General features: G+C 69.5%; 5 protein-coding genes. 4 read left to right on the top strand and 1 reads right to left on the bottom strand.

What is annotated here, in order from left to right; translation table 11 throughout:
• The first annotated feature begins 43 nt into the window (after window positions 1-43).
• Window positions 44-11,485 carry a non-ribosomal peptide synthetase gene (locus P3L18_RS26290; protein WP_276115785.1) on the top strand — a complete coding sequence of 3,814 codons (11,442 nt, stop codon included), beginning with the start codon at window positions 44-46 and terminating at the stop codon, window positions 11,483-11,485.
• A 35-nt stretch (window positions 11,486-11,520) separates the two neighbouring features.
• On the opposite strand, the gene P3L18_RS26285 is transcribed toward P3L18_RS26290, so the two are convergent.
• Window positions 11,521-12,759, bottom strand: a complete 1,239-nt coding sequence (locus P3L18_RS26285) for an alpha/beta hydrolase-fold protein (protein ID WP_276115784.1) — start codon at window positions 12,757-12,759, stop codon at window positions 11,521-11,523.
• Window positions 12,760-12,814: 55 nt separating this feature from the next.
• On the opposite strand from P3L18_RS26285, the gene P3L18_RS26280 reads away from it, so the two are divergent.
• The 3 genes from P3L18_RS26280 to P3L18_RS26270 all read left to right on the top strand — a co-directional run bounded on the left by P3L18_RS26280 (window position 12,815) and on the right by P3L18_RS26270 (window position 16,858).
• A complete protein-coding gene (locus P3L18_RS26280; RefSeq protein WP_079931331.1) occupies window positions 12,815-13,756 on the top strand; it encodes a methionyl-tRNA formyltransferase in 942 nt (313 codons plus the stop codon).
• Between the two features lie 28 nt (window positions 13,757-13,784).
• Entirely contained in the window at window positions 13,785-14,807 is a 1,023-nt protein-coding gene (locus P3L18_RS26275; protein WP_276115783.1) for an iron-siderophore ABC transporter substrate-binding protein, read from the top strand.
• Window positions 14,808-14,947: 140 nt separating this feature from the next.
• Complete coding sequence (locus tag P3L18_RS26270) at window positions 14,948-16,858, top strand: ABC transporter ATP-binding protein (RefSeq protein ID WP_276115782.1); 1,911 nt, start codon at window positions 14,948-14,950, stop codon at window positions 16,856-16,858.
• Window positions 16,859-16,863: the final 5 nt, after the last annotated feature.

Here is a 16,863-nt window from a genome sequence, read left to right as displayed (position 1 = left end):
AACGTGTCACTCGCATGCCACCGGCGTCACAGAGAGGTTGACGATGAGTTCGCTCGGTTCGAATGTCCTCACCACCATCGCCCCGACAGCTCTACAGGAAATGCGCTCGCGCCTCGGTGACGTGGGAGTGGGGTCCACCGCGGCCACCATCGCACTGGCCACCGCCTGGTGGGCCGCGCGCAGCAGCGCCGTCGACGGTTCACCGGCCCCGGCCGTATCGCTGCGCGTCGTCGACGGTGGCCGCACGACCACCGAGATCAGCACGACACCACTGTTCGGATCGAGCTCCCCCGGAGAGGTCGGCCTGGTCGACGTGGCCGGCGGGCTGGATACTGTTGCTGCGCTGCGAAACCGCACGGAGAAGTCCGAGGACGCCGCCGTCATCGCCGAGGTGGGGTCGGTGCGGGTCAGCACCCGCCTCGACGGCGACGGGCTCGGCGTGAGCACCGACGCGCCGGTCTCACCCGACGACCTCACCGACCTCGTCGGCGATCTCGTCACCCACCCCGATCGTCGCCTGGACTCCGTCCGGCCCGACACCGCCGAGCAGCGTCTGCGGCGCCAGCGTCGTTGGAATGACACCGATGCCCCGCGGCGGCGACCGGATGTGGTGGAACTGATCGCCGACCACGTGCGGGCCACACCGGATGCGCTCGCCGTGATCGACGACCGGCATCGATTGTCGTATCGCGAACTATGGCTCCGCGCAGCCTCTCTGGCCGATGAACTCGAGGACCGCGGTATCGGTGACGAGGCGCTCGTCGGGATCGCGATGGATCGTGGGGCCGACATGGTGGTGGCCATCGTGGCCGCGCTGATGACCGGTGGCGCCTTCGTGCCGGTCGACCCCGAGTGGCCCGATGCCCGCCGGCGCGATGTCATCGAGCGCGCGCAGGTGCGGGTGCTCGTCACCCGCCGCGGCGCGAACTCGCCCCACGACCGCGCGAATGATCCGGCGATCATCGAATTCGACTGCGACGCAGAACTACCCGATCAGGAGGTCGATCCCGTCACGCGACCGATGCGCGGAGCCGGGCTCGCCTATGTCGTGTTCACCTCGGGATCGACCGGAAAACCCAAGGGCGCCATGATCCGGCGTGAGGCCATCGTCGAACGACTGCTCTGGCAACGCGATGAGATCCTCGGGTTCGGCCCGACCGATGCCGCATTGTTCAAGGCGCCGTTGGCTTTCGACATCTCCATCAACGAGATCCTGCTGCCGTTGATCAGCGGTGGCCGGGTGGTGGTCGCCCACGCCGGTGGTGAACGCGATCCACAGTATCTGCTCGATCTGATCGCCCGCGAGCACGTCACCTTTGCCTACCTGGTCTCGTCGATGCTCGACGTGCTGCTCGCGCTGGCCGACGGCGGGTCGCGGCTGGACTCCTTGCGGCACGTCTGGTGTGGCGGGGAACTGTTGACGCAGGCTCTGTTCCGGCGTTTCCGGGAACAACTGCAGATCCCGATGTACCACGGATACGGTCCGGCCGAGGCGACGATCGGTGTCTCCCACGTGATCTATGCCGGCGACGACGACCGCATGGGGCCGTCGATCGGGTCGGCGAACCCCAACACAGCGCTGTATGTCCTTGACGCCGAGCTGCGGCCCAGCGTGGCCGGCGAGCCCGGCGAGCTGTATGCGGCCGGGTTCCTGCTCGGCCGTGGGTATGTGGGCCAGGGCGATCTCACCGCGGCTCGCTACGTGGCCGACCCGTTCGGACGGCCGGGCGAGCGCATGTACCGCACCGGCGATCTGGCGCGGCGCCTCGACGACGGATCACTGGAATTTCTCGGCCGCGCCGACAACCAGGTCAAGGTCCGCGGGATGCGCCTCGAACTCGAGGACGTCGAGGCCGGGTTGGCCGAGCATCCCGACGTGCGGATGCCCTGTGTGACACTGCAGGACGGCCGGCTGATCGGCTACGTCGTCTGCCACCGGGGCCGCCACCCGAGCGGGGCGGACATCCGGGAATGGTCGCGGTCGGTGCTGCCCGACTACATGGTGCCCGCGACGGTGATGGTGCTCGACGCGTTCCCGATGACGGTCAACGGCAAGCTCGATCGGCGCGCACTACCCGATCCGGACTTCTCCGAAGCGCTCGGCCCGCAGCCAGATCTCGCGGTCGGCGAGCCCGGCGCGGAGGCCTCCCCGGCGCTGGCCGCGGTGACCGCGGCACTCGCCGGAGCTCTCGGTATCGACCGGATCGGTCCCGACACCGACTTCTTCGACGTCGGCGGGGATTCACTGCGCGCCATCGGGGTCCTCGGCGCACTGCGCCGAGAGGGCTGGAGCGCAACGGTGTCCGATGTCTTCGACGCCCGCACACCACGTGCGCTGGCCGCGCGTGTCACCCGCGCCGGCCACCAGCCCGACCCCGACGACCGGCCGGACGGCGTCGTCGACGCGATGCCGATCATCCGGTGGGCGGGCGAGATCGCCGAGCACATCCACGGATTCGTGCAGGCCGTCGAGCTCCGCGCCCCGGACGATCTCGATCAGGCTGCCGCGCAGTCGATCCTGACCGCAACCGTCCGCGCGCACCCGGCACTCGCAGCGACCGTGGTCACCGGACCACGGCTGCACCTGCGGATACCCCGCGTTGAGGAGATCGACGTCGTACCCGTGACCGAATTGGCTTCGGGCACAGCGGACGAAAGCATCGAGCTGCTGACCGGGCAGCTCGATCCGGCGCACAGCGTGGTGCTGGCCGCCGGTCTGCGCGTGGCGGCCGACGGCACCCGCGGACTTCTCGTCGTCATCCACCACCTGGTGATCGACGGTGTGTCCTGGAACATCCTCACCGACGACCTCACACGCGCAATGGCGGCGTGGCGCGAGGGGTTACTCGACGATTCCGGTTCTCCGACAACCGATGTGGACCCTCCGGTGCAGGCCGAGGGCACCTCACTGCGGCGATGGAGCGAACTACTCATTGCGGCCGCGCCCGACATCGAGGCCGACCGCGCCTACTTCGACGACGTGCTCGCCCACCCCGACACCCCGCTGGCCGACGACCCTACGGAGCTGACCGCCCGCGTCGCAGACGAGGTGACGCGGGTGCACGAGTTCGGCGGGCCGGGGGCCGAGGCACTGCTCGGTGAGGTCGTCGCCGGATACGCCACCAGCGCCGAAGCGGTGTTGATGACGGCACTGTCGCTGACCTTGGCCCGGTTCCGATCAGAACAGCGGGGAGCGGACCACCAGGGGGCGCACGCCCACACCCACAGCGTCGTCGAACTCGAGGGCCACGGCCGCGAGACCCGGCACATCCCGACCCCGGGCGGCGGCGAGGCCGATCTGAGTCGTACCGTCGGCTGGTTCACCACGCTGTATCCGGTGCTCGTCGACCCCGGCGCCGTCGACCTCGACGACCCCGCCGAGGTGAGCCGCGCACTCAAGGCCGTCAAGGACCAGCTGTCGGCGGTGCCCCACCGCGGTATCGGTTACGGCATTACCCGTTATCTCGGCCCGGACCACGGAGACACCGACCACGCCGATGCGGTGCCGGACCGGTCGCCGCAGGTGCTGTTCAACTATCTGGGCCGGGTCGGGGCCGCCGAGGCCAAAGACTTCGCGCCGCTGGGTCCGACGGGCCAACTCGGTGAGCGTCGCGACCCGCGGCAACGCCTCCCCCGTGAACTCGAGTTCAACGCCATCACCGAACCCGGCCCCGACGGGGCCGTGCTCCGCACCACGATCTCCTGGGCTGCCGGCCGGTTCGGTGACGACCGGATCGACAGGCTTCTGGACTTGTGGGAGCGCGCCCTGCACGCGGTGGCCGGGATCGCCGCGCTGGCATCGCATTCGGCCGGTGACTTCGCCCTGACCCCGGGCGGCGAGGTGATCCTCGATCAGGACGAACTCGACGCCATCGACGGACCCGGCCTCGTCGACGTGCTGCCGCCGACCCCGCTGCAGCAGGGCATGCACTTCCACAGCATCTTCGACGGCGCACAGTCGAGTATGTATGTGGAGCAACAGATCCTGACGTTGCGCGGAACCCTCGACGTCGAGCGGCTGCAGACGGCGGCCGCGATGTTGTTGCGGCGCCACCCCACCCTGGCCGCGGCGTTCCGGACGACACGGTCGGGTCGGGTGTATCAGCTCCTCGACACCGACTGCGCCGACCGGCTCGAGTTCACCGTGCTCGACCGGACCGCCGAACAGGTGAGCATCGACGAGATCGCCCGCGCCGATCGCGACCGCGGCTTCGATCCCGAGACGGCACCCCTGATGCGCTACACGGTGATCCCCGACGGCGACGACCACGTCGTGGTGCAGACGGTGCACCACCTGATCGCAGACGGGTGGTCGGTGCCGATCGCGTTGCGCGAGTTGTTCGCCGCGTACCGGGATGCCGGCCACCGGGATACCGGCTACCTGGATACCGCCGCACGGGACCGCACCGAGGTGCCCGCACACCGCCTCGATCGCGGTTTCGCCGGTTACCTACGCTGGATTGCCGCCCGCCGCCACGACGCCGACGTGGCGCGCTGGCGCGACGAACTCGCCGGTCGGCTCCATCCGGTGGTGGTGGCGCCGGGCGCCACGGCGTCGACCACCCTGGCCGAGATGTCGCTCGACGCACCGGAACTCGCAACGCTTGCGGCGCGGACCCGTGCGGCCGGGCTGCGCCTCCCCGATGTCGTGGAGGCCGCATGGGGATTGGCGTTGCGCCGGATGACCGGTGTCGACGACGGCACCGACGTGGTGTTCGGCTCGACCGTCTCGGGCCGGGACGCCCCGGTGGACGGGATCGACGATGCCGTCGGCATGTTCATCAACACCGTGCCCGTCCGCGCGCCGGGGGCAGCGCCCACCCGGCGCGCCCGCGACCTCGTCGACGGGCTTGCCGCACACCACGATCGGGTCCGCGACTGCCTGCACATCGGCCTGATCGACATCGCCCGCACGGCCGGACGATCGGCGGGAGAACTGTTCGACACCCTCGTGGTGGTGGAGATCGGCACCGGTGGCGATCAGATCGACACCAGCGGAACGGGCCTGGAGATCGTCGACATCGTCAACGACGGCGCGCCGCACTATCCGCTCACGGTGGTGATCACCCCGGACGCCCCTGCACCGCTGCGACTGATCCACGACGAGTCGGTGATCCCCCGCGCTCGCGCCGAGCGCATCGCCGCGCACCTCGTCACCGCGACCACGATGCTGCTGACCGACTGCACCGTCGCGGAGGTGAGTTCGGCTCTCGATTCCCTCGACGATGACGACGATGCGACGCTCGCGCAGGTGTGGACCGCGGCGGTCCGTGCGCACCGCAGCCGTCCGGCGCTCGGCGACCTGCGGGCCCAGTCGGCGCAGAGCACCCGCACCTATGGCGAGATCGACTCTACTGCAACAGCACTCGCCGAGCAGATCCGTCGCACCTTACCCGCCCCGACGCCCGGTGACCCACCACCGCGCGTGGCATTGCTGATCGAGCGATCGAGCCGCTTCGCCGAGGCCGTCATCGCCGCGGTACTGGCCGGGGTCACCTATGTCCCGCTCGATCCGTACTCGCCGCAGCAGCGCCTCGACCTCATCGTCGACGACTGCCGGCCCGCCCTGATCGTCGCCTCCCCTGATCACGCCGGGCTCGCGAAGCGTCTCGCCGACGACCACATCCCGGTCCTGTGCCCCGATCCCGACGGGCGTGACACGCCCGCCGAGCCCAACGGCACACTCCCACAACCACATCGCGTCCGCCCCGACGACCCCGCGTACCTCCTCTACACCTCCGGCTCCACCGGAACCCCGAAGGGCGTCGTGGTGACCCACCGCAACGTCGTGTCGCTGCTACGAAACGCCGAGAGCCACGTGGTGACCGGACCGGACGACATCTGGTGCATCGCACACTCCTTCGCCTTCGACTTCTCGGTGTGGGAACTGTGGGCGCCGCTACGCGCCGGCGCGCTGGCCGTCGTGGTCGATCACGCGCTGACCCGCATCCCTGCCGATCTCGCCCGCGCCCTGCGCGACGCGCGGATCACCGTGCTCAATCAGACACCGACTGCCTTCGCCGCGCTCGACGCGACCGGCGTGACACTTCCGGACCTGCGGTACCTGATCTTCGGCGGCGAACGTCTCGAACCGGCGCTGACCGGCCGGTGGCTGGACCGACACCCCGGTGCGGTGGCGATCAACATGTACGGGATCACCGAAACGACGGTGCACGTCACCGCGCTGACCCTCACCGACGGGATACGCGAGGACACGGGCAGCCCCATCGGCCGTCCGCTCGACGGTCTGGTGACTCACGTGCTCGACGAGCAGCTCCGTCCGGTGGCGGTGGGCGAGACCGGCATCCTGTACGTCTCCGGACCGCAGGTGTCGGCGGGGTATCACCGGCGACCGGACCTGACCGCCACCCGATTCGTCGCAAACCCCTTCCGTACCAACCACTTGCGAGCCGGTGGCGACCGCCTGTACTGCTCCGGTGATGTGGTGCGGGTACGGCCCGACGGCGGGATGGACTACATCGGCCGGGCCGATCGGCAGGTACAGGTACGCGGCTTCCGGATCGAGACGGGCGAGGTGGAGGCCGCGTTACGCCGTTCCGGGGTCGCCACCGAGGCCGCCGTGCTGGCCGTCGACACCGCCGACGGTCCGCGCCTACGTGCGGCAATCGTCGCCGACGGCGCACCAGGCTCCGGCGAGGATCACGCGGCCCGCGCGCGGCGCGCGGCTCGGGAGTCTCTTCCGGCGCACATGGTGCCCGACGAGGTGCTCGTGGTGGATGCCCTGCCGCGCAACGTCAACGGCAAACGCGATGACGAGCGGCTGCGGGAACTACTCGTCGCGATCCCCGTCGCCGCGATCCCCGAGATGGCAGCACCGGACAGCGGAGACCCCCACGTCCCGGACACGCGGGTCACCGCCGTGGCGTCGGTGATCGCCGAAGCCCTCGACCTCGACGCGGTCGGCGGCAATGACGACTTCTTCATGCTCGGCGGCGACTCGATCGTGGCGATCCGGGTGGCCAACCGGCTCACCGCGAGCGGCGTCAAGGTGACCCCGCGCGATGTGTTCCTCGGCCGTACCCCGGCGCGGATCGCCGAACGCCTCGGTACCGATGCGGTGCCCGTCTTGAGCAGTGCGGCAGCGGATTCCGGAACCGGCGTGGCACCCGTGCCGACGCCCATCCTGCTCCGCCAGCACGAGTGGGGATTCCCCGATGACCTGGTGCAGGCACGGCTGGTCCGGACGCCGCAGGGCGTCACCGCCGATCAGATCCGCACCGCTCTCACCGCCGCCGTCGACGCACACCCGATGCTCGGCGCCGTGATCACCGGCACCGAGGCCGATGCGGCGCTGTCGATCTCGATGCCGGACTCCGGTCCGGCGACGCCGCCGGTGCGGGAGTCGGCGTCGGCCGACCCGGCCGATGCGGTGCGTGAACTGATCGACGACATCAGCATCGCCGACGGCCGACCGATCGCCGCTGCCCTCCTCGACGCCGGACAGTGCGTGGTGCTGCTGGCCCACCATGCGGTGGTCGACAGCGTGTCGTGGATGGTCATCGTCGACGACCTCGAGCAGGCCCTGCGTGGCGGGCGTCCGGCTGCGGAGCCGAGTTCGTATGCCACGTATGCGCAGCAGGTGATGCGCGCGGCCTACAGCCCCGTCATCGCATCGGATCTCGAGCATTGGCGAGACCTGCACACCACCGAGCCACTTGTCGCGGCAACGGTATTCGACGCACACCGGATCACCACCCACACCGTCGAGGTCGACGGACCGGAGGTGGCTGTCGTCATCGACGAGGCCGCGTCCGCGCTCGGTGCGGCGGTCACCGAGGTGATCGTCGCCCTCATGCTCGCGTCGGTCGCACGTCTGCTCGGCACCGAACCCACCCTGCTCGTCGACATCGAAGGGCACGGTCGCCCCGATCCGGGTGAGCCGGTGCGCGGCGGCGACGTGGCGCTGGACTGCGGTCGCACCGTCGGATGGTTCACCCAGATCGCACCGGTGCGGGTGACGGCCCGTACCGACGCCGCGGTGACCTCCCGCGAACTGGCCGCGGCTCTCGCCGATCAGCCGGACCCACTGGGCTACATGGCCTTACGCCACATCCACGCGCGGACGTCCCGACTGCTCGCCGAGGGCGGAGCACAGATCCTGGTGAATTATCTGGGTCGCGGCGAGAGCCGTGAGATGTTGCCCACCCCACCACCGTCCGCCCCGCCGCGCACCCCGTACGCCGTCGAGGCCGACGTCTGGGTCAGTGGGTCATCACCGCGCCTGGTGGTGCAATTCGCCGTGGCCGAGTCGATCTCGGACATCGTCGGCCAGGAGATCACCGCCGAAGCGATCACCGACGCGGTGCGGAGCAGCGTCGGCGCGCTGGCCGCCGAGATCGACCGGACGGCCGATCGTGGCCCGGTGCCGGTGCCGCCGACGGTGTTGCAGCGGGGCCTGCTGTTCCAGTCGCAGGTCGCGCCGTCGGGGTCCTATCACGCGCAGACCGCGTTGACCTTCGACCGGGAGATCGATCCGGATCAGCTCGCCGAGGCCTTCGCCGACGCCGTCGTCGTGCACCCGGCGATGGGCGCGCGATTCGATCTGAGTGCGGCATCACCCACCCAGTACCTGCCCGGGCGTGACGAGCGCGTGCTGTTGCCGGTCGAGGTCGTCCACATCGACAGCACCTCGTCCGACGAGCATGCCCTGCGGGAACGTGATCGCGCACAGGCGATTCCGCTCGACCGCTCGCCCGCCGCCCGTGCAACCATCGTCCGGCGCGCCGGTCACGGTGACACGGTGTTGTTCACCTATCACCTCGCACTGCTCGACGGGTGGTCGAGGGCGCGTTTCCTCACCGAGTTCCTCGACCGGTTGCGTGATCGCGAACAGTCCGCGGTGCGTACCCCGCGGCCGGCACGGCCCGGCTTCGCCGAGGTGGCCACACTGCTCGACGCCCGAGATGACCGGCAGGACATCGCATTCTGGCGTTCGGCTCTCGGCGGAATGGCCGCGCCGACACTGGTGGGCCGGACCGCGGAGGTCGGCGCACCGGCCCCGGTAGCGGCCGAGGTGTTGCCGCGCAAGATCATCCGCTTCCTCGACGCCACCGAGACCGCCGATCTCCTCGCGGCGGGTCGCGCGCACGGGGTGACGTTGACGGCGTTGGCCACCGTCGCCATGGCGTTGACCCTGCACCGAGCGACCGGTGAGTCCGACGTGATGTTCGGGCTGTCGGTGTCGGGGCGCGACCTGCTGGAGGTGCCCGGCATCGACGAGGTCGTGGGCGTACTCCTCAACACCGTGCCGGTCCGTGTCCAGGTCGACGCGTGGCGTCCGATCCGGGAGATGTTGCGCCGCATCTCCGACGATCGTGCCGCGGCGATGCCGCATGACGGGGCCGATCTCGGTGAGATCCATCGAGAGCTGGGGGTCACCGCCCTCTTCGATTCGCTGGTGGTGATCCAGAACTTCCTCGACCCGGAGGCGGCCCGCGAGACCCGGGACCGGCACGGGATTCTCACCGAGGAGGCCGAGGACTCCACCCACTTCGCGCTGACGTGGGTGTTCACCCCCGGCGACGAGATGACGCTGAAGGTCGAATATCGCGCCGAGCTGGTCGACGAGACCACGGCGACGCGGCTGGCCGACCACGCCATGACCGTGCTGCGGGCACTCTCGCGCACCGCGCAGGCGCCGGATACTCCGTTGGCCGCCCTGCCGGTGGCATCCGATCCTGCTGTGTCAGGCCCGAATCCGGCTGCGGTGGCGGCCGCGAACGAGCCGTGGTCGTCGACCGTGATGGACGAGTTCGCCGGGGCCGTGCGCCGCGAACCGGAGTCGGTGGCACTGGTGTGCGGCGCGGTGCGGTGGAGCCTTGGGGAGCTTGCCGATCGGGTCATGCGGCTGGCCGGCCGGCTCGCGGAGGCGTCGGTCGCGCCCGGCTCGACCGTCGCGATCGCCGTTCCCCGCTCCGCCGAGGTGGTCGTCGCCATCCTCGGGGTGCTGTGGTCCGGCGCGCGATACACGCCACTGGACCTCGAGCACCCCGACGACCGGCTGCGCGCGATCTGCGACGACTGCGCTCCCGATGTGGTCCTGGTCTCCGACGAATCGAGCCATCGCATGTCGGCGGTGGTTCCCGCCGACCGGCTGATGCCGGTCACCGACGATCCCGCGGCCCCGGCACTGGCCGTCTCGCGCGCCCATCCCGAAGGCGACGCGTACGTGATCTACACCTCCGGGAGTACCGGCACCCCGAAGGGCGTCGTCATCGGACATGCAGGCCTGGCCAACATGCTGGCCAATCACCGGCGGCGGATCTTTGCCCCGGCGGTGCAGTCGGCGGGCCGGAGATTCCGCGTGGCCCATGCCATCTCGTTCGCCTTCGACATGTCGTGGGAGGAGCTCCTGTGGCTCGCGGAGGGTCACGAGGTGCACATCTGCGACGAGGAACTGCGCCGCGACGCCACCGGGCTCGTCGCCTACGTCGCCGAGCACCGGATCGACGTCCTCAACGTCACGCCCGGACAGGCCGATCAACTCGTGGCCGAGGGACTTCTCGCGGCGCAGGCACACATTCCGCCGCTCATCCTGCTCGGCGGTGAGGCGGTGTCGACCACCCTGTGGGCGCGGCTGCGAGCCACCGCGGGTACCCGCGGCTACAACCTGTACGGGCCCACCGAATACACGATCAACACCCTTGGCGTGGGTACCGACGAGTCGGCCACGCCGTCCATCGGACGGCCGGTGGACAACACCGAGGTGATGATCCTCGACAAGTGGCTGCGTCCGGTGCCCGACGGGGTGGCCGGCGAGTTGTATGTCACCGGTGTGGGATTGGCTCGCGGCTACCTCCATCTCGCGGCCCGGACCGCCGCGACGATGGTGGCGTGCCCGGCCGGCGCCGCGGGTGAGCGCATGTATCGGACCGGAGACCTGGTGCGGCGTAACAGCGACGGCCTGATCGACTATCTCGGTCGCACCGACGACCAGGTGAAGATCCGCGGCCATCGGGTCGATCCCGCCGAGGTGTCGGCGGTGGTGCTCGAGCGGTTCGCCGACCATGTCCGCGATGCGGTGACCATCGCCCGTGACGGGGTGTTGTGCTGTCATCTGGTGGCCGACACCGACGATCCGGCTCACCTGACGACCCTGGTGCGCGACGGCTTGCGTGACGCGCTGCCCGACTACCTGGTGCCCACCCGATTCTCGGTGCAGGAACGGATTCCGTTGACACTCAACGGCAAGATCGACCATGCCAAGCTCGGCGCGGGAGACCTCGTCGAGTCCGGCGGCCGCCCGCTGGCCGGGCCGCAGGAGGAACTCGTCGCCGACCTGATGGCCGAAGCCCTCGACTGCGACGATGTCGACTCCGATGTCGACTTCTTCGCGGTCGGCGGGCATTCGATGTCGGCGGTTCGTCTGGCCGCGCTGCTGCGGGGCGAGTTCGGGCGGCCGGTCTCGGTGCGGGAGGTCTACGAGCTTCGGACCGTCTCGGCGATGGCCGCCGAATTCGGTTGATACACAACGATTGAGGCTAGGTGGTCACAGCAGGGTCAGTGCCGTGTGCTGAGCTCGTCGCAGAGGTCACGGACCAGCGCGAGCCGCCACACGGCATGATCGTGGCCGCCGTCGATGACGCGCATGGTCGCCCGGGCACCGCGGTCGGTGAGTGCGGTGCGCACCGCATCGACGTGCCGGTGCATGGCGGGCTCGCCACTGCCGACGGTGAACCGGAACGAGAGGGCCGGCGACGAGAGGTCGAGCGTGTCACCGCCGAGTTCCTCCAGGACCGCACCACCGTCGGGCCCGTCGAGCGGCCCGCCCATCGCCGGCGCCGGCCACCAGAACGAGGGTGACTGTGCGACAACGGCATCGATACCACGTACCGCCGAGCCCGCGCCCGCGGCAACAACCGCGGCACGCACCGCGGCCACCCCGCCGAGGCTCTGCGCGGCCAGGACGGTGTACCCGCGATGCAACCCGCGCCCGAGGAGATCGGCGTCCACGGCGGCCAGCACCGACGTGGCCACCGCGGATGCCATTGCAGCCGAGGTCAGTTCGTCCTCCCGCGCCGACCGGTCAAGGGGTGCGGGCAGGTAGGCCAATGCCACCGAGTCGAGCACCGACACCCACTCGGCCGATCCGGCGGCCGCGGCAGCGAGCGCGGACGACAGCGGATACAGGTGCAGCCAGTCATCCCCGTCGAGCAGCAGCACCACCGGGACGATGCCGTCGGCGGCGGCCCGACGCGGAGCGCTCAGGTGCATCGTCGCGCGACGGCCGAGGACACCACGATCGAGTCGAATGCGCTGCGGGCGAGATCTTTCCGCGGCCTCCTCGACCCAATCGGCCGAGTCCGGTCGCCACAGGTCCAACCCGTCGAGCCCCGACCGCGGCGCGTGCGGATGGGTGAGCAGCGACACCAGCCCACCCGGGCTGTCGGCGTTGAACGGATCGGCGCCGGGTGCATCGTCACCGGGTGCGATGCGATAACTGGTTGCCGGAAAGGCCATCTCGACGCGGGCGACGCCGGGTGAGGCAGGCAGCGGCAGCGGTGCGTCGCCCACCAGTGCCGCGAGGTCGTCGGCCGCGATCGGCACGAACCCGACCGGCGGACCGCCGTCCTCGCGGACGACGGTGGCGCCACGCGCGTCGAGGTCGGTGATCAGCAAGGCCTCGGCGCTGCCGTCGGGCAGGACGCGATACCGCGGCCAGCACGGCGATCTGCGCTCGTCCACGAGATCGAAGACAACGTCGGCGTGCGGTGCGAGCAGGTCAGCAGAAATGGGCATTTCGGCACTTTCGGTCGAATTGACTCATAAGCTAAGGCTCCACTAACCTACCTGGGTGCGCGTAGTGACCTTCGGTTATCAGACCTGGGGGCACCGGACCCTCACCGCGGCCCTGAAATCGGGGCACGACGTCGTCCTGGCCGTCACCCATCCCACCAGCTCCCACCCCTACGAGCAGATGTTCAGCGACTCCGTCGAGGATCTCGCGCAGGCCCATGGGGTTCCGGTCCACGTCGCGCAGCGAGCCGACGACGCCCTGATCGACGCGGTGCACCGAGCCAAGCCCGACGTGATCCTGGCCAACAACTGGCGGACCTGGTTGCCCAAGAGCGTCTTCGATCTACCCACCCACGGCACCCTCAACGTCCACGACTCCCTGCTGCCCGAGTACGCGGGATTCTCGCCGGTCCTCTGGGCCCTGCTCAATCGGGAGAGCCGCGTCGGGGTGACTGTCCACCGCATGGACGAGACACTCGACGGCGGCCCGATCGTGGCGCAGCAGTCGATCCCGGTGGGACCGACGGCCACCACCACCGAACTCGTGGCGGCCACCACCGAGTTGATCGAACCCCTGGTGCTCTCGACGCTGTCGGCCCTCGCCGACGGCACCCTCACCGATCACCACCAGGACCCGGCTCGCGCCACCTATTTCCACAAGCGCTCCGACCGCGAGTCCCGGATCGACTTCACCGCGAGCGCCGCCGACATCGAGCTGTTGGTGCGCGCCCAGTCCGACCCGTACCCGAACGCGCACTTCCGATTCCGCGGTGAGCGGCTGCGGGTGATACGCGCGCATGTGTCGCGGGGCCGCTTCGGCGGCACCCCCGGACGCGTCACCGTCGAGTGTGAAGGCGGCATCGCGGTGGTGTGCGGCTCCGACGCCCCCAATCGGCCAGCCCCGGCGATCGTCCTCGATCGTCTGCGGCTCGACGACGGCCGGGAGGTACCGGCCACCGAGTACTTCGGCACGCGTGCCGGTTATGTGGACGAAATCTGATCGGCTTCGCCGAGAGAACACAGGAGATATGGTGACGTTCAACAAGATACGTGGTGGCGCTGTCCTGATGGCGCTCGTCGCCCTGGTGGCGGCGCTCCTCACGGCCTGCGGCTCGGATTCCGACGACTCGTCGTCGAGCGCGGCGCCGGCGGCCGAGCAGGGTGCACTGCCGGCGACCATCACCCACAAGTTCGGTTCCACCGAGGTCACCGCGGTACCCAAACGCGTGGTGTCGCTGGGCTACACCGACCAGGATGCGTTGCTGGCGCTCGGCGTGGTGCCGGTGACGGTGCGCAACTGGGACGGCATGACCACCACCAAGGGCGCGGCGGTCGGCGCGTGGGCCACCGATCTACTCAAGGGCCAGAAGCCGGAGATCTACAACGCCGAGGAGATCGATCCGGAAGCCATCGCCGCGATGAAACCGGATCTGATCGTCGCCGTCTACTCCGGTATCGACAAGGACACCTATGACGCGTTGTCCAAGATCGCCCCGGTGATCGCCCAGAAGGCCGACTACGCCGACTACGAGCAGCCGTGGGACGTGACCACCGAGGAGATCGGTGCGGCTGTCGGACAACCCAAGAAGGCCGCCGAACTCGTCGCAGGCGTGAAGAAGAAGATCACCGATCTCGGGGCCGCCCACCCGAACTGGAAGGGCAAGACCGTCAGCGTCGCCACCTACGACGGCAGCGCACTGTCGGCGTTCTCCGCGGCCGATCCCCGGACGCAGTTCTTCACCGCTCTCGGCTTCGCCCCGAACATGCAGGTCGATCAGGCCGCCGGCGACAAGTTCTACGCGACGCTGTCGCTGGAGGAAGCCCGCAAGCTCGACACCGACGTGATCGTGTGGGATCAGCTGTCCTACGCACCCAAGGGCAAGCAGACGATCCTGGACCAGAGCGCGCTGGCGAACCTGCCCGCGGTCAAGGACAACCACAGCGTCTACCTCGAGGGCGAACTCGAGAAGGCGTTCGGTTGGCAGACCGTGCTCAGCCTCGGCTACGTCGTCGACAACATCGGGACGCCGCTGGCGCAGGCCGCCGGCTAGCGCTCACGGCCTCCCCTCGACGAGGGCCCGTACCGTCACCTCTCCCCGAGGTCTCGGTACGGGCCCTTCTCGTACTCCGGACCAGTCGTTCTGCCTCGGTTCTGGACATCAAGTTCACTTGAAGTTCTAACCTGGCTGCCATGAGCATGGAATCGGTCGCGTGGGACGTCATGTACAAATCGATGACCTCCCCCGACGGCACGCCCCGCAGCCCCGATCGGCGCGGCACACTGCGCCGGATCGGCGGCTTCGCCCGCCCGCATGCCCGCCGGATCGTCGCCTTCCTGGTGTTGTCGATCTTCACCGCCGTGCTGACGGTGGTGACACCACTGCTGGCCGGGCACGTGGTCAACCTGATCACCGCACAGGATTCCGGCGCCGCCGCGGCCATCGCGGGCTTCGCCGGCCTGATCGCCGTGATCGCGGTGGCCGAGGCGGCCGCGTCGGTGGTGACGCGGTGGCTCTCGGCCAACATCGGCGAGGGTCTGATCCTGGATCTGCGGCGCGCGGTCTTCGACCACGTCCAGCGCATGCCCGTCGCGTTCTTCACCCGTACCCGCACCGGCGCCCTGGTGAGCAGGCTCAACAACGACGTCATCGGCGCCCAACGCGCGTTCAGTGACACGCTCTCGGGGGTGGTGTCGAATCTGGTGACGCTGGTGCTGACGCTCGGCGTGATGATCGCGATCAGTTGGCAGATCACGGTGCTGGCGTTGATCCTGTTGCCGGTCTTCGTCATTCCGGCCCGCCGCCTCGGCAAGCGGATGGCGGCGTTGTCGCGCGAGGCCGCCGAACACAACGCCCGGATGTCGACCCAGATGACCGAACGGTTCTCCGCTCCGGGAGCGACGCTGGTCAAACTGTTCGGACGCCCGGAGCAGGAGTCGGCGGAGTTCGCCGACCGCGCGGATCGTGTGCGCGACATCGGGGTTCGGCGTGCGATGCTGCAGACCGTGTTCATGACGGCGCTGACCTTGGTCTCCGCACTGGCACTGGCGTTGGTCTACGGGCTCGGGGGCTGGCTGGCCGTGCACCAGCACCTGTCGGCCGGGGCCGTCGTCTCCCTGGCCCTGCTGCTCACCCGCATGTACGCGCCGCTGACCGCGCTGGCCAACGCCCGCGTCGAGATCATGAGTGCGCTGGTCAGTTTCGAGCGGGTCTTCGAGGTGCTCGACCTGCGACCACTGATCGTCGACAAGCCCGACGCCGTCGACGTCCCCCGCTCCGACGCCGGGGTGTCGGTGCGCTTCCGTGACGTGTCGTTCGCCTACCCGTCGGCCGACAAGGTGTCGCTGGCCTCCCTGGAAGAGGTTGCGCAACTGGATAATCGGGGCGGCCAGACGGTGCTGCACCACATCGACCTCGACGTCCCCGCAGGCGGCATGCTCGCCCTCGTCGGCAGCTCCGGCGCGGGCAAGTCGACCATCGCATCGCTGGCCACCCGCCTCTACGACGTCGATGACGGTGGTATCGAGCTCAACGGCGTGGATCTGCGTGACCTGACCGCCACCACCGTGCATCGCACCGTCGGATTGGTCACCCAGGACGGTCACCTGTTCCACGACACCGTTCGCGCCAATCTGGTTCTGGCACAGCCGGACGCATCCGACGACGAGATCTGGGAGGCACTGCGCCGGGCGCGTCTCGACGAATTGATCGCGTCGCTGCCCGAGGGACTCGACACCGTCGTCGGCGAACGCGGCTACCGGCTCTCCGGCGGTGAGCGGCAGCGGTTGACGATCGCGCGGCTGCTCCTGGCGAAACCGTCGGTGGTGATTCTCGACGAGGCCACCGCGCATCTGGATTCGACGTCGGAGGCCGCGGTCTCCGAAGCCCTCGGCGAGGCCCTGGCCGGACGCACCTCCATCGTCATCGCGCATCGCCTCTCGACGATCCGCGCCGCCGATCAGATCGCCGTCATCGAGGACGGCCGGATCGTCGAACGCGGTGACCACCCCACGCTTCTCGCACGAGGCGGTCGGTACGCACAGCTCTATCGCACCCAGTTCGCGGCCGACGACGACGAGGCGTGCTGCGCGGCCGGGGCGTAGGGCGT

The sequence above is a fragment of the Gordonia sp. N1V genome (assembly GCF_029269935.1).
GTDB lineage: Bacteria > Actinomycetota > Actinomycetes > Mycobacteriales > Mycobacteriaceae > Gordonia > Gordonia polyisoprenivorans.
The sequence above is the reverse complement of the archived record's forward strand: the minus strand, read 5'-3'. Positions and strand labels throughout refer to the sequence as shown.